This is a genomic window from Cutibacterium modestum, assembly GCF_008326345.1.
Taxonomy (GTDB): domain Bacteria; phylum Actinomycetota; class Actinomycetes; order Propionibacteriales; family Propionibacteriaceae; genus Cutibacterium; species Cutibacterium modestum.
Map to the genome: position 1 here is coordinate 16,141 of NZ_BJEN01000002.1, position 19,746 is coordinate 35,886.

Annotated in this window: 14 protein-coding genes and 3 pseudogenes; 8 read left to right on the top strand and 9 right to left on the bottom strand. The window is 59.7% G+C overall.

Annotated elements, in window-relative coordinates:
• Window positions 1–36: 36 nt before the first annotated feature.
• Together F1563_RS04630 and F1563_RS04635 are read right to left on the bottom strand one after the other, a co-directional pair.
• Window positions 37–1,227, bottom strand: a complete 1,191-nt coding sequence (locus F1563_RS04630) for a galactokinase family protein (RefSeq protein ID WP_002528332.1) — start codon at window positions 1,225–1,227, stop codon at window positions 37–39.
• The gene (locus F1563_RS04635; protein ID WP_002528333.1) at window positions 1,224–2,060 is read right to left on the bottom strand and encodes a nucleotidyltransferase family protein; all 837 of its coding nucleotides are present in this window, start codon (window positions 2,058–2,060) and stop codon (window positions 1,224–1,226) included. Before F1563_RS04635 ends, F1563_RS04630 begins: the two co-directional genes overlap by 4 nt.
• A gap of 124 nt (window positions 2,061–2,184) precedes the next feature.
• Between F1563_RS04635 and F1563_RS04640 the strand changes: the two genes are divergently transcribed.
• Window positions 2,185–3,030 carry a hypothetical protein gene (locus tag F1563_RS04640; RefSeq protein WP_002528334.1) on the top strand — a complete coding sequence of 282 codons (846 nt, stop codon included), beginning with the start codon at window positions 2,185–2,187 and terminating at the stop codon, window positions 3,028–3,030.
• Between the two features lie 229 nt (window positions 3,031–3,259).
• Here F1563_RS04640 and F1563_RS04645 read toward each other — a convergent pair.
• A pseudogene (locus F1563_RS04645) lies at window positions 3,260–4,154 on the bottom strand (endonuclease domain-containing protein).
• A gap of 314 nt (window positions 4,155–4,468) precedes the next feature.
• On the opposite strand from F1563_RS04645, the gene fumC reads away from it, so the two are divergent.
• Window positions 4,469–5,875 (top strand): class II fumarate hydratase, encoded by a 1,407-nt coding sequence (fumC, locus tag F1563_RS04660; RefSeq protein ID WP_002546585.1) that lies wholly within the window; start codon window positions 4,469–4,471, stop codon window positions 5,873–5,875.
• Between the two features lie 219 nt (window positions 5,876–6,094).
• On the opposite strand, the pseudogene F1563_RS04670 reads toward fumC, so the two are convergent.
• The 3 genes and pseudogenes from F1563_RS04670 to F1563_RS04685 form a co-directional block, all read right to left on the bottom strand.
• A pseudogene (locus F1563_RS04670) lies at window positions 6,095–7,002 on the bottom strand (carbohydrate ABC transporter permease).
• Between the two features lies 1 nt (window position 7,003).
• Window positions 7,004–7,897, bottom strand: a complete 894-nt coding sequence (locus F1563_RS04675) for a carbohydrate ABC transporter permease (RefSeq protein ID WP_172623622.1) — start codon at window positions 7,895–7,897, stop codon at window positions 7,004–7,006.
• Window positions 7,898–8,140: 243 nt separating this feature from the next.
• Window positions 8,141–9,451, bottom strand: coding sequence for an ABC transporter substrate-binding protein (locus F1563_RS04685; protein ID WP_002528341.1), 1,311 nt, complete (start codon window positions 9,449–9,451; stop codon window positions 8,141–8,143).
• Window positions 9,452–9,697: 246 nt separating this feature from the next.
• Between F1563_RS04685 and F1563_RS04690 the strand changes: the two genes are divergently transcribed.
• Window positions 9,698–10,663, top strand: a complete 966-nt coding sequence (locus tag F1563_RS04690; protein WP_007434259.1) for a LacI family DNA-binding transcriptional regulator — start codon at window positions 9,698–9,700, stop codon at window positions 10,661–10,663.
• 8 nt (window positions 10,664–10,671) lie between these two features.
• Here F1563_RS04690 and F1563_RS04695 read toward each other — a convergent pair whose 3' ends face one another.
• A complete protein-coding gene (locus tag F1563_RS04695) occupies window positions 10,672–11,364 on the bottom strand; it encodes a suppressor of fused domain protein (RefSeq protein WP_002528343.1) in 693 nt (230 codons plus the stop codon).
• Window positions 11,365–11,488: 124 nt separating this feature from the next.
• Here F1563_RS04695 and F1563_RS04700 point away from each other — a divergent pair, with 124 nt between their 5' ends.
• Window positions 11,489–12,346 (top strand): mechanosensitive ion channel family protein, encoded by an 858-nt coding sequence (locus F1563_RS04700; protein WP_149302572.1) that lies wholly within the window; start codon window positions 11,489–11,491, stop codon window positions 12,344–12,346.
• Between the two features lie 130 nt (window positions 12,347–12,476).
• Here the strand turns inward: F1563_RS04700 and F1563_RS04705 are convergent, their stop codons facing one another.
• A complete protein-coding gene (locus tag F1563_RS04705) occupies window positions 12,477–13,622 on the bottom strand; it encodes a glycerate kinase (protein WP_227432010.1) in 1,146 nt (381 codons plus the stop codon).
• A gap of 111 nt (window positions 13,623–13,733) precedes the next feature.
• Here F1563_RS04705 and F1563_RS04710 point away from each other — a divergent pair, with 111 nt between their 5' ends.
• A complete protein-coding gene (locus tag F1563_RS04710) occupies window positions 13,734–13,988 on the top strand; it encodes a hypothetical protein (RefSeq protein WP_036958413.1) in 255 nt (84 codons plus the stop codon).
• Window positions 13,989–14,105: 117 nt separating this feature from the next.
• Window positions 14,106–15,605, top strand: a complete 1,500-nt coding sequence (locus F1563_RS04715; RefSeq protein ID WP_002528346.1) for a CCA tRNA nucleotidyltransferase — start codon at window positions 14,106–14,108, stop codon at window positions 15,603–15,605.
• Here the strand turns inward: F1563_RS04715 and F1563_RS13510 are convergent.
• A pseudogene (locus F1563_RS13510) lies at window positions 15,602–15,868 on the bottom strand (DNA-binding protein). The gene F1563_RS04715 and the pseudogene F1563_RS13510 overlap by 4 nt on opposite strands.
• Here F1563_RS13510 and F1563_RS04720 point away from each other — a divergent pair.
• Window positions 15,867–17,789 carry a DUF6049 family protein gene (locus F1563_RS04720; protein ID WP_172623598.1) on the top strand — a complete coding sequence of 641 codons (1,923 nt, stop codon included), beginning with the start codon at window positions 15,867–15,869 and terminating at the stop codon, window positions 17,787–17,789. The pseudogene F1563_RS13510 and the gene F1563_RS04720 sit on opposite strands and share 2 nt — an antisense overlap.
• A gap of 133 nt (window positions 17,790–17,922) precedes the next feature.
• The gene (locus F1563_RS04725; RefSeq protein WP_002528348.1) at window positions 17,923–19,659 is read left to right on the top strand and encodes a protein kinase family protein; all 1,737 of its coding nucleotides are present in this window, start codon (window positions 17,923–17,925) and stop codon (window positions 19,657–19,659) included.
• Window positions 19,660–19,746: the final 87 nt, after the last annotated feature.

Sequence of the window (19,746 nt, forward strand, 5' to 3'; positions counted from 1 at the left end):
GATAGCAGAAATGCGATGAGCGCGCCGCCGAACTAATCAGTCCAGGCGCCGTGCAGAAGGCCCTGGTCGCGTAACCACGGTAATGGCCCGTGCAGCTTCCTCCGGGTACTCATCGCGGTGCTGACCAAGCCATGCGCTGGCGAATTCCGAGGCCTCAGCGGTAGGCACAAGGGCCCACACCGAACCACCAAATCCTGCCCCGAACGAGGTGGACCCAGTCGCTCCAAGCGCGCGAGCGGTGCGCGCGAGAGCCGATGTCTGTGGCACTTGATTGCCAAGGAGGTCTTCGGCCGCATGCTGTGACTCATCAGCGATTTGCCCGAATCCGTCGAGATCACCGCACGCCAGTGCCTTCGACGCCTCCGGAATGATGCTTTCGGACTCAGCAAGGAAATGATCGAGGCGTCGAGTGAGGTCTTCACGATCGCTCACCACCTCGCGCAGCTTCTCAGCATCGGGGTCGACCACCAGAGCGTCCCCGAGAACAGCATCTTGACGACCTGTGGTCGAATTCCACCGCTCGATGATCTCGCGCGTCGCCAACGATGCCGCGTTATAGAGATCACGAGCAGCTCCGGTCTTCTCAGCCGCCACTCCGGAAACGATGACGACAAAAGACATGTCAGCAGGGAATGGGACCCGCTGTTGCAATCGAATCGGGCAAAAGCGAAATTGACCGAGCTGCCCGTCCTCACTGCACACCATTGCTGTGTGGTCCTCTGAGCCGCCAAAAGTGCCCACACCTGCGGCACCTGCGAGGCTCTTGAAGGTCATACCGTTCTCGTGGCAGGCCAGATATCCGGCCAGATCGACATCGTCAGTGATGTTGTCCTGCCACGTGCAGGTATCAGGCAGCCCATTGAAATCAGCCAGGCCCAACACGATCGCGCTGACGAGCGCAGAGGAAGAGCTCATCCCACTGGCTAGCGGCAAATCGGACGTTAACCGAATCCTGGCGGGGGCCAAATCACCGAAATTTGCCGTCAGACGGTCGATAACAGCCTGTGCGTATCTACCCCAGTGCCCAGCCGGCAATTTTGGATCACGGCCCGCACCTAAGGAGAGCTCACCGGGAGCGGCGTCCGTCGACACCGTTATCCCACTGTCACCTGGCTCGACTGAAATCCTCACCCCACGATCCACAGCGGCCACTAATGTGGACCCGCCGGCGTAGTCAGTGTGCTTGCCGAGGACTTCAATACGTCCTGGAACGAACCAACGTGTCACAGTTTCACCTCACGACTGCTGAGAGCCTCCACCACAGACGCAATGTCGCCGCGGTTCGACATGTCAAGAACTCCCGACTCGACCGGAACGACATCAAAACGCTCGCCGTGCTCCACCATCCAACGCACTGCATCAACAATCTCGTACTCCCCACGCTCTGACTTCTCGATCGAGCGGCACGCCTCGAAGATCGTCGGGGTGAGCAGAAAGCAGTTCATAGACACCAGTGCGGTCTCGCCGACAGCATCAACGATATGGGGGTCCGGTTTTTCGATGATATCCCTGAGTTGACCAGAATCATCAGAATTCAGCAGGGCGAAGGCATGAATGCGTTCAGGATCGATGTTGGACTGGGCGATCATGGCGCGTTTTGTGAAACCTAGGGTCCCCGAAGCGGGAACCTCGCGAAGTCTGGCAACCGCATCTTCCGGATAAAAATTGTCAGAGTTCACAACCAGTACCCGATCTTCGCCGGCAAAATCCTCGGCGGTTGCAACGGCGTCCGCAGTACCCAGAGGACGCTCTTGGATCGCATAGACGATCGACAATCGCGATTTTTCGCACGAATCGTAGTAGTCCCTGATCACGTTGTGCTCTGGGCCGATCACCAGACAAAATTCGTCAAAGCCGGCGTCGGCCAGCGCGGAGATGACGTAATCGAGAAATGGACGGCCACCAAGACTGATCATCGCCTTGACACCCGCTGCGGCAGCGGCTGCCTGGTCTGCTGTAAGAGAGACTCCCTCGGCAGATTTACGCATCCGCGTTCCCAGACCACGCGCCATGATGACGACCTTGTGAGGAACCGGTTGTGCCATGGGATCGTGTGTCATGTGGGCAATCCTAGGAATCGGTTCGAGTCCGCGCGCGGGTAGAGCAACATCCGGTCACTTCAGATGATCCTTTTCCATTTTTGTCTGTTGGCCGTGGGACACATCAATCACGTATCCTGGCGGCATGGCCACCGGTAGTAAGGGCGCTTCAAGCAAGAAATCGCCAGCGAGTACATACAGTTCGGCGATCGTCTTCCTCCTCATCCTCATCTTCGTTACTCGGAGCAGTGCCTTAGACGTGGTCCTCAGTTTAGTGCTGCTCGTGACGATCGTCATATGGGTCGTTCAGGGGCAGAGGGCCAAGGCCACACGATCCAAGAGTGGCGGGTACCACGAGTCCGCCTCAAACGAGCAGGACCTGGGGATTGTGAACCGCAGTACCACGAAGCAAAAGCATGTTATTGAGCGCAGACCTCGGTCACCAGCAGGCCGGGCGGACAAGCTCTCCGACCCGCCGGATAAGGGCCTGCTCGGTGGCTCCTTCGCTGCTCTGACCGATGCATTGTCCGACAGTTTTGATGAGCCTAGTAATCACCTTGAATCCGCGCGTCCTCAGCAACGCCACCCAGAACTGGCGTATTCGCAGCATCAAGGTCATGTACCTCATCCCTCACCTCAAGCCCCCGGGTCCCCTCAGGCGCCGGGTTCCGCGGATTTCGAGGGTCTCGAGTTCCTCCCGCCTAAGAACCTTCTGCCCGGGATCGAGCCGCTGACCAAACCTGCCTCCGATGTTCCGGCTTTCACTGCGCCGCTGGTCGAGGCCACAAAACCCACGGCCGTGGCTTCTGCTGTCGCTCAGGAAACCGCATCAACCGCTGCCCCGGCAAAAATCGCCAGTGACAGCCGATTCGGTGATTACCAAAGCGGATCGGCAGCCATCTCCTTGACTCGCGAGTCGGCCACGACGAAGCTGCACGAGGTACCCGGCGACAACGGTTCGTGCCTGTCCACGTCGTCCTTCTTCGCGTAGCGGTGACTAAATTCGTGTAGCAGTGACCGGAGGCTCGCCCATTCGCGGCCCCCATCGCGAGGAGCCGCGAATTACGCCTGGTCGCCCGCAGGTCGGGTACGATCCTGCCCGAGTCCCCGCCGTATCGACGTTTTTCGCAATCGTGTGAGGCGGACTCCAACGAACGCGAATTCCAACGTGAGAACAACCTCCAGCAAGCAGTATGCACTTGGTCCACCGAGGTACCACTTCATACCGCTGCAACCACACCCCTGTGCCGGCCCCAGAGTGCTGACCTGACGGTGTTGAGAACCAGCTCCGGATTATCGCGAATCATGGTCGGGGTGATCCGAATGACGCGCAATCCAGCTCCCACCAAAAGCGCGTGACGCCTGGCCATCGCCTCGTAGTCTGCTGGTCCCCCGTGGAAGACATAGCTGTCGACCTCGACGACCACATTCTCCTTCTCAAACCAGAGATCCGGAAAAACGGCGTCCCCGTCGATCCATAACCTCTCGTTCGCCTTCCACCCACTGATCCGGTGACGGCGGAATAAAGCATGAATCTCTCGCTCAGCGACAGACCACGGACGGTCCAACAACTGCCGCAACACCTGTCTGACAACACTGGATGGAGCCTTCCTCGCCACCCTACGGCGAACCTCGCGAAGATCATCGGGAATCACGTAGCCTGTCCGAAGGCATTCCGTGGCTGCCTCCCACTCCCCACGCAGCGCCAACCAAAAACACGTGTAGGCGCAGGTGGTACGCACACCGTAGCGATCCTCGATGACGGGCTCACTCGTGCCGCGATGAAACCTTAGCCATGGTCGACGCGAGCACCGCGCCATTGAATGTGGGACGATGACGTCAATCTCGGTCACCTTGAGGTCTCTCATTCCGGCCAGGTACAACGCAGCTCTACCGGTGAAGACCGCGCTTGGGCGCCACAACCTAACGGCGCGTACTAACGGCGCGTATCCACGCCTCTGGGTACCTGGCGGCGGTAGTAGTCATGACAATTCTGGGCAGGGGTCGGATGACATGGCCCTCTCGCGCCGCACGCCGCGCCTGCCTAGCGACTCGTCCCACTGAACTGATCTTGGCCACACCGCCGTTGGCCTCCAAAATGTCAGCTAACTCCATACCTTCAGTTGTCGTTTTCGAGCCCAGTTTTTCGTCACCCAATTCGACTCTGTGGATAACGGCCGCCGAACCCATTGAGTTGTCCACAGGTTTGACTCCCTGCGACACCACCCGTTATTTCGCAAGCCTAAAGCCATGCCCCAACGGGCCGAGTCCGTGACCACACCCTCTACCCCTATAGGCTCGCGGCCTCCCTTGGTAAGCCCGGCTGGTTCAATGGTAACGGCCCCTACCCCCACGTAGCCGCAGTCTCTCACCAAAAAATCCCGCCACCCCGTCACCTCCGTCATTCCCGTGCAAAGTAGGCTTACAACATGGCAGAGATGCGCATCGAGAAAGACAGCATGAGCGAGGTCGAAGTACCCGCGGAGCACTACTGGGGCGCCCAGACCCAGCGTTCCCTTCACAACTTCGAGATCGGCCGTGACACCTTCGTTTGGGGCCGAGACATGATCCGTGCTCTCGGAACTCTCAAGAAATCCGCGGCACTGGCCAATAAGGAACTTGGGGAATTGCCGGGCGACGTTGCCGACCTCATCGTCCAGGCCGCCGACGAGGTTATCGCCGGAAAGCTTGACGACGAGTTCCCGCTGGTGGTCTTCCAGACCGGTTCGGGCACCCAATCCAACATGAACACCAACGAGGTCATTAGCAACCGCGCCATTGAGCTGGCCGGTGGCGAGCGCGGATCGAAGAAGCCCGTCCATCCCAACGACCACGTTAACCGTGGACAATCCTCTAACGACACCTTCCCCACGGCCATGCACATCGCGGTCGTGTGCGCCCTCAACGAGCGCCTCTATCCCGCCGTCCAACGGCTTCGCGACACCCTCGACGAGAAGGCGAGGAAGTACGACGACGTCGTGATGGTCGGTCGCACCCATCTGCAGGACGCGACACCAATCCGCCTCGGCCAGGTCATCAGCGGCTGGGTCGCGCAAATCGACTTCGCCCTTGATGGCATCCGGTACGCCGACTCTCGTGCCCGTGAGTTGGCCATCGGCGGCACCGCCGTCGGCACCGGTCTCAACGCCCACCCCGATTTCGGCCCGACCGTCGCCAAGCACGCGACCGAGGAGACTGGCATCGAGTTCAAGCAGGCCAACAACCTTTTCGCTGCACTAAGCGCCCACGACGTCCTAGTGCAAGTCTCGGGGTCGCTGCGCGTTCTTGCCGACGCTCTCATGAAGATCGCTAATGATGTCCGCTGGTATGCATCCGGCCCCCGCAACGGTATCGGCGAGCTCCTTATCCCCGAGAACGAGCCCGGGTCTTCGATCATGCCTGGCAAGGTCAATCCGACTCAGTGCGAGGCCATGACAATGGTCGCCACCCGCGTCTTCGGCAACGACGCAACGGTCGGTTTTGCCGGTTCCCAGGGCAATTTCCAGCTCAACGTGTTCAAGCCCGTCATGGCTCATGCCTGCCTGGAGTCGATCCGCCTCATCGCTGATTCGTGCATCAGTTTCGACAAGCATTGCGCCTATGGCATCGAGCCGAACCCCGACAAAATCAAGGAGAACCTCGACAAGAACCTCATGCAGGTCACGGCCCTCAACCGTCACATCGGTTACGACCTAGCTTCGAAGATCGCCAAGAACGCTCACCACAGGGGTATCAGCCTGCGTGAGTCCGCTCTAACGGTCGGTGGCATGAGCGAGGAGGACTTCGATAAATGGGTCGTCCCCGCTGACATGACCCATCCCAGCGCCGCTGAATGATTTTCGTCGCCACGGCGACACGTCGGGCCGGCCACTGTTGATGCAGTGACCGGCCCGACGTTTTTGTGCACAGGGAGCCTGGGCGTGAAAAAGGGGAACTCCAGAAATTGGCTGCCTCGGAAACAAGGAGATTCATCAAAATTGTAAGTTGAACGCGACCCCAGGGAGTGGGAAACCCACCCTAATAAGGACCTGCATAGAGACCGGACGTGTGGTGCATCACCCCTTGACAGCCCCGGCAGCAAGCCCGGACTGCCAGTAACGCTGGAGGACGAGGAACAAAATGACCAGCGGGACGACTCCGATGACGGAAGCGAGCATCACAGCTCCCTTGTCCGGGGCGAAATAGGCCATCATGCCGTACAGTCCCTGGGTCACCGGCTGCAATCTTTCATCGGTGATCATCATCAGCGGCAGCAAGAAGTTGCTCCACGTTGCGACGAAAATGAACAGAAAGATCGTCACCATGGCAGGGGCCAGCAGACGCAGCACCATGGTGGAAAAGATCCGGAATTCGCCCGCCCCGTCAATGCGGGCGGCTTCGAGAAGTTCTGTCGGCACTGACGAATCAGCGTAAACATTGCCGAGAAACACCCCAAACGGGCTGACCATTGATGGGATGATCATCGCCCACACGGTATTGACCAGGTGCATCTTGACAAACAGCAGGTACAACGGAACGGTAAGCAATGCCACCGGCATGAGCAGGCCCGTCATAATGATGACTAGCAGCACCCGGCGCCCCGGGAACTGAAATTTAGCTATTGCATACCCACAGGCGACAGAAAAGAGCGTCCCAACGGCACCTGCCACCGTCGAGTACACCAATGAGTTGAGCACCCACCTCGGAAACATTCCCTTTGTCCAGGCCATAAGGGAACGCCAATTGGCGGCCCAGTTGAGCTCGCCGAAGGCGAACCCGGGAGTGCTCACCAGATCAGTGTTGTTCTTGGTAGATGCGATAACAAGCCAGACGATGGGCAGCAAAAAATAGCAAGTTACAAAGGCCAAGATCACCAATGTGATTGTCCGGGCTGCCTTGGAGGGAGCAATCGATCGAGGAGGAAGGCCAGCTAGTGAGGGGCACGGATGCCATCCTTGGTGACGACAGTCTTACCGTATGCCATGTCAGTCCGCCTTCCTCTGGACGAGGACGTAGATCATTGCGAGTACGCCGGCAACCAAGGCCATCATGATGGACACCGCCGAGGCCGGACCGGCACCACCCGGGCTGATATTTCCATTCATAGTGTTGTAGGCCATCATCATGGGCGTGTAATCACGCGGCAGCCAAGTCGCGACGGTAGCCAAAACCGTCGGCTCGTTGAACAACTGCACCGTGCCGATGATGGATAGCAGAACTGCCAACACCGCCGCACCTCGAACCATTGGGATCTTTATTTTCGTCATAATCTCCCACCCGGAGGCACCGTCGATACGTGCGGCCTCATACAGATCCGATGGAATCGCCTGTAGGGCAGCAAGGAAGATCAGCATGTTGTATCCGGTAAAGGTCCACGTCGTCATATTTGCCATTGAGGCGAGGATGACGTGGGAATTCAACAGACTGAAGCTCAAATGCCCCGCGAAAGGGGAGATCTCGGGCACGTAGAGATAGGTCCACATAATCGCAGCCACAAGCCCTGGAATCGCGTAGGGCAAGAAATATGAGAGACGCCAGAACCCGGGATGGCGCACCAGGTATGAGTCGATAACCAGAGCGAGGAACAGCGCCGCAAGGATCATGATCGGGATTTGAAAGACGCCGAACAGCATGACGCGACCGATGCCGTGCCAGAAGGCTGGATTCGTGCATACGTCCTGGAAGTTCTCCAGGCCAACAAATTTCTCCACTGTCCGGCCTCCACCGAAAAGGCCGCCATCCTCGGCAACTTGCTTGTGAAAGCCAGCTCGGATGCTCTCGATGATGGGAGCAACGAATACGATGCCGAAAGCGATGGTGAATGGCAACGCGAATAACCACCCAGTTAACGCATCGTGTGTGGCCTTGCGACTAGCCATCGTGGCTGAGGACATGCCGTCTCCTGAAAATAAATGTCACGGTGCGAATCTCCGCGCACCGTTCGGCGACCATGACGATCGCCACGGACTGCGTCGATAACGGATCACAACTGTCAGTTGGGGTGGGGCCGGGCCCTCCTGGGTCATAGGAAGCCCCGAACCGGTAAAAATGGTCGGCCCAGATTGCGCACGTCGTTACCACCGCCTAACCCGGGCCAAAGTTCGCCCCCGATCCCGTCAGAATCACCCGTTAATGGGGAGCCCGGCGTCCTTGAGAACCTGGACCGAGGTGTCCTGCGCAGTCTGGAAGATGTCAGCGACCTTGGCCTTGCCGGACGCGGCCTCGGCACCCTTCTCGTTCATCTTCGTGCCCACGACAGCGAAGCCGGGGATATATCCGAACTGCGGGGCGAGTCTCTCGTTAGCTTTAGCGAGCTCTGCCATGACGTCCTGGCCGCCAAACTGCTTCTTCATCTTCTCAGGGGTAGTCACCTGACCTTTAGCAGCAGGGACCAGACCCTGGGTAGCGAGATCGTTGACCTGGGTGTTGAACCAGTCGTTGAACTGCATCGCCTGCGCAGCGTACTTGCAGCCCTCGACGACGGCGACACCGGAGCCGCCGTCAGGTCCAGTCACGTCTGATCCGCCAAAGGATGGCAGCTGAGCGACATGCCACTGACCGTGGTAACTGGTCTTGTCAAGGGCATCTAGCATGAAGCCAGTCTCCCAGGCCGGGGCAATATTGCCGATAAGTTTCCCGCTAACAAGGTTCTTCGTATACGCGTCGCTCCAACGGGCGGCAGTGACAGCGCTCTTGTCGTCGAGGGCTTTCTGCCAGAAGTCAGCAACAATCTTGCTCTTGTCGCCATTGGTATCGACCTTCCATTTATCCCCTTCGGCGGAATACCAGACAGCGCCCGCAGCACCAGCTTGGGCGGATAGCCAGTTTTGGGCTTCGTCGGGCTCAAATCCGAGGATGTACTTGCCCTTGGCAGCGGCCTTTTTAGCGGAGGCAAGCAACTCTTGAGAGGTCTTCGGAACCTCAATGCCGAGCTTCTTAAACTCGGCCTCGTTGTAGACGTACACCAATGGACCAGTGTCTTGGGGCAGACCAACAATTTTGCCGCCGACAGACATCTGCCCGTAGGCGCCCGAGAAGTGGCCCTTATACTTTTCGGCCTCGCTGGTGACGTCCTGCACCAAGCCCTTGACGTACATGTCTGGGATCTCGGAATATCCCGCCTGAACCAAGCAGGGTGCGGTCCCAGCCTTGACGTCAGCCTCCAGCTTGGGCATGAGTTCGCTGGCTTTGCCTGGGAATTTCGTGGTTTCAACCTGGATGTCCGGGTGCTCCGAGTTCCACTTATTGACGATGTCAGCGACCTTTGTCATATCCTCCCCGTCGGGCAAACGGTGCAAGTACTTGATCGTGACCGGGCCGGAGGCTGTCGCAGACTGCGACGAGGCCTCGCTGGGCGACCCGGATCCCCCAGAGGAATTGCTACAGGCACCGAGCACAAGTGTTCCGGCGACGATTGCAGCAATAGAAGCCATCAGGCGAGTACGGCGTGTGATCATGTCAACCCTCTTCCTTGAGTAACGGGCTACAGGTGGACCCGTATCCTGCCGACCAGCGTGTATTGGATACCGCCTTAGATTCCGTCACAGCGTTGTGTACACGTGTACATTACGACTCACGGCCCACCCTCGACAAGTGGGTCACACAATCGAAGCGTCAACGATGACGAACCGGAATAATGAGGAGGATTGTCGATGAGCGCGGACACAGGCAGACCCACTATGCACGACGTGGCTCGAGTCGCCGACGTCTCCCATGCCACAGTGTCGCGGGTCCTCAATGGCCACACCAATGTTGCTCCCGCAACCGCACGAGCTGTCGCCGACGCAATCATGACCACTGGTTACGTACCTAACCGGGCAGCACGGTCGTTACGAGTCCAATTCACCGACACTGTGGTACTCGTAGCCCGCGAAAAAGTCGACGTCTTCTACAGCGAGCCAACGCTGTCGCCGATGGCATCGGGGGCAAACCTTCGCCTCTCTGAGCACGGATACCAAATGCTGCTAGCCCTCGTCGATTCTCCCCGCTCCGCTAACCGGGTCGGGCCCCTGATTGCCGGGGGATCCTTCGACGCGGCAATTTTGGTCGCTATGAGCAACGACGACCCACTGGTCCCGCGCCTCATGGCCACGAATATTCCCCTCGTAACCGCATCCACGCCATTTCCAAGATCTGACATCCCCTCAGCCGACACCGACAACATCGGAGGTTCCCGGGCTATCACCGAGCGGCTCCTAGCCACGGGTCGGTCGAAATTAGTCGCGATCGGAGGGCCGTCGTGGGCTCCGGTCACCCAGCTGCGTCTCGACGGGTTCCACCAAGGTGCGAAAAATGCCGCCCTAGGGCACACCACAGTCAATGAATGGACCTTCACCGCCGGCAAGCGGGCAATGACGGAGCTCCTCGAGCGCCACCCGGATCTCGACGGAGTCGTCGCGGCCTCAGATCTGCTGGCCGCAGGGGCGATCCAAGCCCTCAACGAAGCAGGTCGGCAGGTGCCACAGAACGTTGGCATTGTTGGATTCGACGATGCACCAATCGCGGCTCTCAGCGATCCCCCGCTGTCGACAGTGCGCAGCGACGCCAGGGCAACAGGAGTCGCCTTAGCAGACATGGTCGTCGCACAGATTCGCGGCCAGGAACTCCTCCAGCGACACCTCGTACTACCCAGAAAGTCCGCCTAAACCGTCCGTCAGACCACCGATGGGCGTTGCAGGTCGGTGTAGTTGATGGCCTTGGCGTCAAGGAGTTCAACAAAAGCATCGAACCCATTGGTCTCCAGCCACTGACGCTCGGCCTCAGTGATCGGTACGCCAAGCAACCAATGGACCCTCATGTCGTCAATTTCCACCCGATCGAGCTGGGGAGTGGTGAAGGGATGACACCACATCAGGTGTGGGGTAGTGGAATTCGGCGCGTACATCGACACGACATCACCGAAAACGATTCCGGGAGCCATTGACCAGTGGTCACGCAGCACGGCAAAGGCGCACGATCCCAGGACCTTGCCCATGACGTCGGAACCGGGAGCGCCCACCACCATAAGCTCGGCGCGAATGTCACTGCTGGTGCCGTCAACGAGAGCGACGGCATTGGGCTCTGCGTGCAGACTCACCGTTGACCAGGTCGACCAGCCCGGCGCGGGCGCATCGGCAAAAGCCAGAACATCAATACGCACCTCTTCGGCGGCGTCAACCATCCCATCTGCACGGGGAGTGCCACCGACCGCCTCGACTACCGCCTGGGCAACCTGAGGGCCAGTCGAGGGCATCTGCGTTGGCTCGGCCAGATGTTCGGGCAGGTCTTGTGGGTCCAGCGGTCGCTCAGCCGTTAGCTCGTCACTGCCAGGAAGGCGTGCTGCGGGGGAGACGTTTTCGTCGCTCATACCTCGATCCTGTCACGTTGGTGGCTCGGGCGTGCCCAGGGCGGGTTTTTCTTGCCCGAGGTGGGAGGGTGGAAGTGTTACTGAGAGCACATCCACCATCTGAACCCGACCGCGAGGGGAGACCATGACTCCGCTGAAGTCTGACGTGTGGACGTGGGACACACTCATCCACATCGTCATCATCATCGCTGTGGCGATCGCCGCCCGCTGGCTGCTGCGCAAGGGCGTTGATTGGACAATTCATCTCATGGTGTCGCGCTCCGAGAAACGCGAAGCGACGATGCCGGGCCGCACTCGCCGCATCCTCGCCGAGGCAACTGGAGCTAGTGTTGACCGACAAAATCAGCGCACCGCAACAGTTGGCGGGCTTCTGTCGAATGTTGGTGTGGCGATCATCATCATCGTCGCCCTGTTGTCGGGGTTCAGCACTATTGGTATCAAGATCACTCCAATCCTCACTTCTGCGGGAATTGTTGGCGTGGCGCTGGCCTTCGGCGCACAGACGCTCGTCAAAGACATCCTGGCGGGACTATTCATCATCTTCGAGGATCAGTACGGCGTCGGTGACGCGGTGAAAATCAATGACGTGGAGGGGCTCGTCGAGGATGTCGGCCTGCGCGTGACCCGGATCCGGGACTGGAATGGCGCGGCTTGGTATCTACGCAACGGTGAGATCACCAAGGTGGGCAATGTCACACAAGGCTGGACGATCTCATTTACCGACATCAAGGTGCATGCTTTGGAAGACCCCAACCAGGTGATTCGTGTCATCCGCAAGGTCCTCGACGACCTCGAGGCTGACTTTGAGGGCACTCTGCTCGATAAACCGCTGGTGCTGGGCGTGGGCGATATCACCGGCGACACGATGACGTTCCAGGTGATGACGAAGTGCATTGCCAACCAGCATCACAGCGTGCTGCGAGCCCTGCGCCGCGAATGCAAGGATGCCTTCGACGCAGCACGGATCCGCGGGGCTTTCTGATCCGACGATGCGGTCTCGCCGAAAAATGACACGACGCAACTCCCGTGGGCAGAGAAACCGCATCTCCCCTACGATGTGACAGTTTTCGACGCCACTGACCTCGGGCGCCCCCTCCGGCGGGGTCACCGGGTCAGCGACCAACCTCTTCCCGCACCACTTGCTCCACCGCCTGGCTCAGCAAAAACCCAGCACGGGCCATCGAAACCTGTGGATCAGGCTCGATATCGGACAAACATATGATCCGCCGGAATGCCCCCCGCTTGTCCTCGGGGAGATCGCATCTACCGCACACTGCCCACACCGGCACCCCGGCGTCGAAAGCAATCCTGCGGATGGTGTCAGGAAGCTTGCCCAGCAAGGTTTGCCTGTCAAGTCGGCCCTCGCCAGTGACGACGAGTCCGGCCTCAGAGATTTTTGACACTACCTCGGCCCATCCGAGCACGGCAGCTGCCCCCGGGCGATACTTAGCTCCCAGGCATCGGAGCGCCCAACCAACTCCGCCGGCGGCGCCAGATCCCGGATCGTCGCGGTAAGCACTGCCGATAGCGGATTCCATGAAGTCGGCAAGCCTTGTCAGACCGGCCTCAGCGACCGCGACGCCTTCGTCGTCCAAGCCCTTCTGAGGGCCAAACACAGCGGCTGCACCTTCCGGTCCCAGCAGCGGAGACGTGACGTCACAGGCAACTGTCAGCTTGACCCCCGACAATTTCCGATTGAGTCCGGACAGGTCGAGGCGCGAGAGGTCCCTTAACCCCGCTGCGCCGGGAGAAATCGGCGCGAGGTTTCTGTCAAGCAGACGCACACCTAGGGCTTCTAACATTCCCGCACCACCATCAGTGGACGCTGATCCACCGACCCCGACGGTAATGTCAGTCGCCCCTTTACGCAGGGCGGCCGCAATAACCTCACCAAGGCCGCGGCTGGATGCCACCCGGCCGCGCCGGGAGGTCGGAGGCCCGGATACCCGATCCGCCCGCTCTAGACCACAGCAGGTCGCCATTTCGATGACGGCATGGTGGTCACGCATGGCGTAGTCGACTTCCGCAAGATCTCCCGTCGCTCCATGACACTTGACGGTGACAGCATGAAAGCCAGCTGCTAGAACCGCCTCAACAGTCCCCTCACCGCCATCAGCAACCGGGATCGTGATGACCTCACGGTCCGGATCAGCCGCGAAAAACCCCCGCTGAACCGCTCTGCAGGCTTTCCCAGAGCTCAGTGAGCCTTTAAACGAGTCAACTGCTACGACCACCGACGCATTCGGATCAGGACGCATGTTCTCACCATGGCATGCCAGCAGGTCGTGGTCCGTCACCAGCTCCCCCACTCGAAGAGCATTTTCCCGCCATCGGCCCGAGGCCATCACTTCTTCGCCCCAACACACACGATGCCGATACTTTTCGTCACAACCCGTAAACTCGGGGTCATGGTGAATCGCGCCTACCTGTCCCTGAGCGTTCTTGCCCTCGTGTTGTGGATAGCCGCGTACCGTCATTTACCCGGCTGGGCAGCTGGTATAACGCTGGCATGCGTCGTGCTATTTTCGCTGTTCTGCGAGTGGTCGCGCGTGCGCACCCTGGCACGCATTGGTAAGTCTCGCAATACCGCTGTCCACAGTTCGAGCGGCCGCAAATTGTCTTGACCAGGCTCCTGTTGACCTGATCAGGCTCCTGCGACTCTCAGTCCTGCCCGAATACACTCCGTATGCTTCTACTGCCCACCAGCTCCGACGCCAACATCGCGTAGGCTACTTGCCGCCATGTCTGAGAACAATGTCAAGAGCACCACGATGCTGCCCGCCGCCCTGCGTCCCGCCCCCGACGAGTCTGGGATGACCGTGCCGCAACTGCTTGAACACCGCATCCACGTGCTTTTCGAACATATTCCGTTGGTGGCCGAACTGGGTGAGGCTTTTGCACAGACTGGTCACGATCTTTATCTCGTTGGTGGATCTGTTCGTGACGCCCTCATGGGCCGTCTAGGACACGACCTCGACTTCACGACCGACGCTCGTCCCGACGACACTGAGGCGATCCTCCGTCAGCGCACCCACGCGACCTGGGACATCGGCCGGGCTTTCGGAACAATAGGCGCCCAAATCAACGATTGGGTAGTCGAGGTCACGACCTATCGAGCTGACGCTTACCATCCGGATTCACGCAAGCCCGAGATCGTCTATGGCGAGACTCTGGAGGACGACCTCATCCGCCGCGACTTCACCGTCAATGCGATGGCTCTTCACGCCGCTACCCGAACGTTCTCAGACCCTTATGCAGGCCTAGCCGACATCGTGGCGGGAGTTTTACGCACACCTTTTCCCCCGGAGAGGTCTTTCAGCGACGATCCGCTGCGGATGATGCGCGCGGCACGTTTCACCTCTCAACTAGGCTTCACCGTCACTGGCGACGTACGTGCCGCCATGACTGACATGGCCTCTCGTATCGAGATCATCTCGGCCGAGCGCGTCCGCGACGAGCTCTCCAAGACCCTCCTCACCGACCACCCCCGTGAGGGGCTGGACCTCCTCGTGACTACAGGGATTGCTGACTATGTGCTGCCCGAACTCCCAGCACTACGCCTCGAGCGAGATGAGCACCACCATCACAAGGACGTGTACGAACACTCCTTGACGGTTTTGGATCAGTCGATCGACTTGGAGAAGCGTCGCGGCCATAACCCGGACCTCACGGGTCGTCTCGCGGCCCTGATGCATGACATTGGCAAACCCCCGACGCGCAGGTTCGAGCCCGGAGGCAAGGTGAGCTTCCATCACCATGACGTCGTCGGGGCGAAAATGGCGCGAAAACGTCTTAAGGCCCTCGCCTACCCCAGCCAGGTCGTCAAGGACGTCGCCAAGCTCGTCGAATTGCACCTGCGCTTCCACGGGTACGGCGATCAGGGCTGGACAGACTCGGCGGTTCGTCGGTATGTCCGCGACGCTGGCGACCAGTTGGAGCGCCTCCACATCCTTACCCGGTCTGACTGCACGACTCGAAACCGTCGCAAGGCTGAGCGACTGGAATTCGCCTACGACGATTTGGAGGCGCGCATCGCCGATCTCACCGCTAAGGAGGAACTCGCCGCCATTCGACCCGACCTCGACGGTCAGCAGATCATGGCGACCTTAGGCATCAAATCCGGACCAGAGGTTGGCAAGGCGTACAAATTCCTGCTCAACCTTCGCCTGGATGAAGGCCCGCACACTCCCGACGAGGCGAAGAGCGCACTGCTGGCCTGGTGGGCACAGCAGGATCACTAAACCTCTCTGATGGTCACAGCTGAACTAAGTCGGCCCACTACCATGGCACACGTGCCTTTTCCTTCCCGCCTCCGGCCAGCCGCCTGGTTGTTGGGTCTGTTGATGGTCCTGGCGACCGTTATGGCGGGGCCATCTCCTGCTCAGGCGCGGGCTGCCTCTGAATTAGTCAAGGTGGCGATTACCTCGGTCACACCACCGACCGGTGATCCCAAAACTCCCATCACTATCAAGGGGACGGTCACGAACACGTCCTCGGTGTCTATGACGTGGGTACAGGTGTCTTTTTGGCGTTCCCAGGATGAGATCAACGATACTCGGGACCTCTCTGACCTCCTAGCTTCACCAGCTACCGTGCCGGTAGGGATGCGCTGGTATCAAGAACCGAACGAAGCGTCAATTTTTAACATCACGGACCCGGAGGCCAGCCAGACCTTTAAGCCGGAAGACACCGGGTCGTTCTCTGTCACCGGTACACCCGCTCAGATGGGTCTGACGTCACCAAATGCCGTCTACGCAATCGGGGTTCACGTACAAGCGTCTCCGGGGAATCAATCGCGGCGAACTGTCGGACGGGCACGGGTGTTGACTGTGCTCTCGGACGCACATACCAGCGCGAACCTGACGCCCGTTATCGTGCTGTCCGCCCCACCATCGCGACGTATCGATGGCGCCTTCACTGACGAATCTCTATCTGACGACATCACTCATCGGTTGAAATCGCTTGCCGAAGCAGCACATACCCGTAATGCCACCGTGCTCGTCGATCCGAGTCTTATCGACGAGGTTCGTGCCATGGCCTCGGGCTATCTGGTAGCTAGCAGGGGCTCACGTACCGTCGGTGGGACTGGCCAGGAGCGAGCCAAGGAGTGGCTCAATCTCGTCGAACCTCTCTTATCGTCAGGCCGGGCATACCGCCTGCCCTACGGAAATGCTGACGTCGTCGGGGCAGTACGGCAGGGACGCCCCAGTCTTTTAGCGACGGTCAAGCACGCCGTCGACCCTTCCAACCCGGCGGCGCATTTGCCCTTGGCTATCATCGACCCCGCCGCTGAACTCGACAAGTCGTCGTTCAAAACCTTGGCTAAAGAGCTCTCCCCCTCGGTCGTACTGACTTGCGCAGCATCAGTTCGTAAGGGGATTCGTGAGGACTCTGGGGTGAAGATCATCGGTTTGGCCGACACAGTCCGTACCGGCGGCCGTCCCCAGTCGAACAGTGATCCTCAACATCGCGGAATGCTGCTATCCCAGGCCTTGCTCATGACTCATGAGTCAATCCCCGCTGTGACCCTCGCGACCACTGTGGACGACGTCCAGGCGACTGCCCCCGTCAGTTGGCTTCACCTGCAGAACTTGTCGACAATTCTCAACGGGGCGAAGCCTGGTCTGCATCTGTCGGAAAGTCATGCCGGAAACACGATCCTCAAAGATCCGTGGTGGCAGATTCAGCACGATGTACGCATTGATGCTGACGGCTGGTCAGATTTGGTCGGAGCCTCGCCAGAGACGGCTTCTTTGACCTCGGCGAAATTTGTCAGTAGATCGCTGTCGGCGTCACTCAAGGATCGGGAGGCGTGGGCTGCCGACGTTACACGCCCGGCATCGGAGGTCATTGCCGGTAACGGTCTGGTCCTACACTCGGCTTCCCACTTTGTGATGTCGTCGTCACGTAACGACTTCCCGCTCACAATCACGAACTCGCTGGCACAGACGGTTCGTGTCAAGGTCGTAGTCACTTCAGAAAACCCGCAACGCATCGACATCCCTGACACCCAGGTTGTTTCGATACAGCCCGAAGAGACGCAAACCATCAAGTTCGCTCCGAAGGCGAGTTCAAATGGTGTCGTTGAGATGCAGGCTCACCTGTCGACTCCGTCGGGACGGCTCCTGGGTTCTCAGACAACATTCGTCGTTAAAGCTACCCAGATGGATGACGTCGGCTGGATCATCATCGTCGTGTCAGCATTGGTGCTCATCATCGCGACGGTGCTAAGAATTCGACAGGTGACGGCGAGTTCCCGCCGCTCTGCCCAAACTGCGGCGCCAGATGCTGAGCAACCTGCTACGAAACTTGATGACATATCTGACGACACGCCAGCCATGCCCGCACAAACGGATCCGGAAGTGGCCTCGAGCGATGATTCTGCATCGAGTTCTCCCACCGACACCGACAACCCCACCGCGTGACAATCCCAGAGTTCCGGGGAGGGATCGGTATCGTTGTCGATGCACATTCGGATCGATCGGGCAGGAGGTGGCAGTGTCTTTCGAAGGCTCCACCGACCGCTACCGCGATCCATGTGACTCGGGCTCCTATGAAATGGACGATCTTCCTAACCTCTCCCCGGGGTCGCTTCTGGGAGGGCGTTACCGCCTCGACCGGGAGCTCTCACATTCGGAATCCTCACTGACGTGGCGGGCCTTCGACACTAAGCTCCACCGCCCCGTCCTTATCCACGCCCTCGCCCCACATGGTCGTCATACCCCTACTGTCCTCGACGCTGCTAGACGCTCCGCTGTTGCTACTGATTCTCGCTTCTTGCGGGTCCTTGACGCCGTCGCCGCCGGGCCGGGAGACCCGGCCTCGTGGGTCGTCAGCGAGTACGCGCCCGGCAGGTCAGTCGAGGAGCTGCTAAAAACCGGCCCGCTTTCAGCACTGGAGTCCGCATGGATCGCCCATGAGATCGCCGATGCTATGGCACCGTTGCACGCTCAGGGGGTCTTCCACGAGCGCATCAGCCCTGGGACCATCCTGGTCACCTCAACAGGAAACCTCAAGATCAGTGGTCTCCTCATTGAGGCCGCACTGCATCCCCGGCCAGGGGACAATTCCCGTCCTTGGCCTGACCGCGAGGCCGCTGACGTGACGGATATTGGCCGTGTCCTCTATGCCTGCCTGGTATCCCGATGGCCGAACGGACAGGGGCACCGACCTTCCGTGAAGCCGGCGCCAACGACGTCGTGGGGCCTGCCGCCGGCACCTACAGATGCTCGTGGCTGGCTCACCCCACGCGAGGTGCGCGCCGGGGTCTCCCCCGCCCTCGACATCCTCTGCGACCAAATCCTCTCGCAAGTTCCTCACTATGACGAGGTCCCGTTGCGCACCGCCAACGAGATCGCGCAGTCTTTGAAACGGACCCTAGGATCCGCCGACGCCACCGCTGACTTGGAGCGTCGCATCCGTCTCCCAGTGGGCCCGGAGTCTCGTACCGGGGAAGAACCGTGGCGGTCCGACGAATCCTCGACGTCGGTGGCGCTTCGGGATCTCGATGAGCCTAAGCGGATTGAGGAATACGGTCCTGATGAGGAGGGATACTGGTCTCCGGAGGCTGCTGCCGGCGAGTGGGGCCGCCTCGGACCTGCACCGTGGTCCAGCAGTAATGACCCTCATACCACCCAGCTATCCCCTCAGGACTGGCCAGACGACGACATGGGAGACGAGCCGGTGCTCGCGACCCGCCTCCATAGCCGGCGCTGGCCACCGATCCTTGTGGCTGTAGTGATTGTCGCCACGGTTGTGTGTCTCATTGCCGTCAGGGTGCGCCATTCCGGCAGCGGCGCCCAAACGACCAATGATCCGACACCTGTTAAGCTGACGCATGTTCGGGATTTTGATCCCTCCGAGGACGGTGGCGACGCCAAGGAGAACCACGACCAGGTAAAGCTTGCTGTCGATGGTAACCCGTTGACAGCGTGGCACACCGTCGTCTATCGCAACTCGGCGAAGCTCGGAAACCTCAAGCCCGGAGTCGGTCTTGTCGTCGATCTGGGCCGCATGACGGAAGTCATCTCGGTAAAGGTACGTCTGGTGGGTTCCGGCACCGGTATTTCGCTATGGGAGCCAACGAATGATGTTTCCTCGGGTCAGCCGCCAATGATGACAATCAAGGATTGGACTCGCGTCGCGGCAGTATCGGGGGCTGGGACAACGGTCACATTGAAGCCGTCGGCGAAGGCTAAGACCAGACACCTTTTGGTGTATCTGACCAAGCTTCCCCTCAAATCAGCCACCCGCTTTCAGGGCGGGATCGCCGATATTTCGGTTACCGGCTCCTGATGTGGCTTGAAACGCTGGACTCCGGCTGACGCATCACAGCGCCGCCACTCGACCACGGCCGTGTCGGTTCATGCATCAGTCTGCAAC

Bases quoted from the DNA above. Each gene is read 5' to 3' on its own strand.
- F1563_RS04635 (WP_002528333.1), bottom strand. From the start codon at position 2,060: ATGACACACGATCCCATGGCACAACCGGTTCCTCACAAGGTCGTCATC.
- F1563_RS04640 (WP_002528334.1), top strand. From the start codon at position 2,185: ATGGCCACCGGTAGTAAGGGCGCTTCAAGCAAGAAATCGCCAGCGAGT.
- fumC (WP_002546585.1), top strand. From the start codon at position 4,469: ATGGCAGAGATGCGCATCGAGAAAGACAGCATGAGCGAGGTCGAAGTA.
- F1563_RS04675 (WP_172623622.1), bottom strand. From the start codon at position 7,897: ATGGCTAGTCGCAAGGCCACACACGATGCGTTAACTGGGTGGTTATTC.
- F1563_RS04685 (WP_002528341.1), bottom strand. From the start codon at position 9,451: ATGGCTTCTATTGCTGCAATCGTCGCCGGAACACTTGTGCTCGGTGCC.
- F1563_RS04690 (WP_007434259.1), top strand. From the start codon at position 9,698: ATGCACGACGTGGCTCGAGTCGCCGACGTCTCCCATGCCACAGTGTCG.
- F1563_RS04695 (WP_002528343.1), bottom strand. From the start codon at position 11,364: ATGAGCGACGAAAACGTCTCCCCCGCAGCACGCCTTCCTGGCAGTGAC.
- F1563_RS04700 (WP_149302572.1), top strand. From the start codon at position 11,489: ATGACTCCGCTGAAGTCTGACGTGTGGACGTGGGACACACTCATCCAC.
- F1563_RS04705 (WP_227432010.1), bottom strand. From the start codon at position 13,622: ATGCGTCCTGATCCGAATGCGTCGGTGGTCGTAGCAGTTGACTCGTTT.
- F1563_RS04710 (WP_036958413.1), top strand. From the start codon at position 13,734: ATGCCGATACTTTTCGTCACAACCCGTAAACTCGGGGTCATGGTGAAT.
- F1563_RS04715 (WP_002528346.1), top strand. From the start codon at position 14,106: ATGTCTGAGAACAATGTCAAGAGCACCACGATGCTGCCCGCCGCCCTG.
- F1563_RS04720 (WP_172623598.1), top strand. From the start codon at position 15,867: ATGACGTGGGTACAGGTGTCTTTTTGGCGTTCCCAGGATGAGATCAAC.
- F1563_RS04725 (WP_002528348.1), top strand. From the start codon at position 17,923: ATGGACGATCTTCCTAACCTCTCCCCGGGGTCGCTTCTGGGAGGGCGT.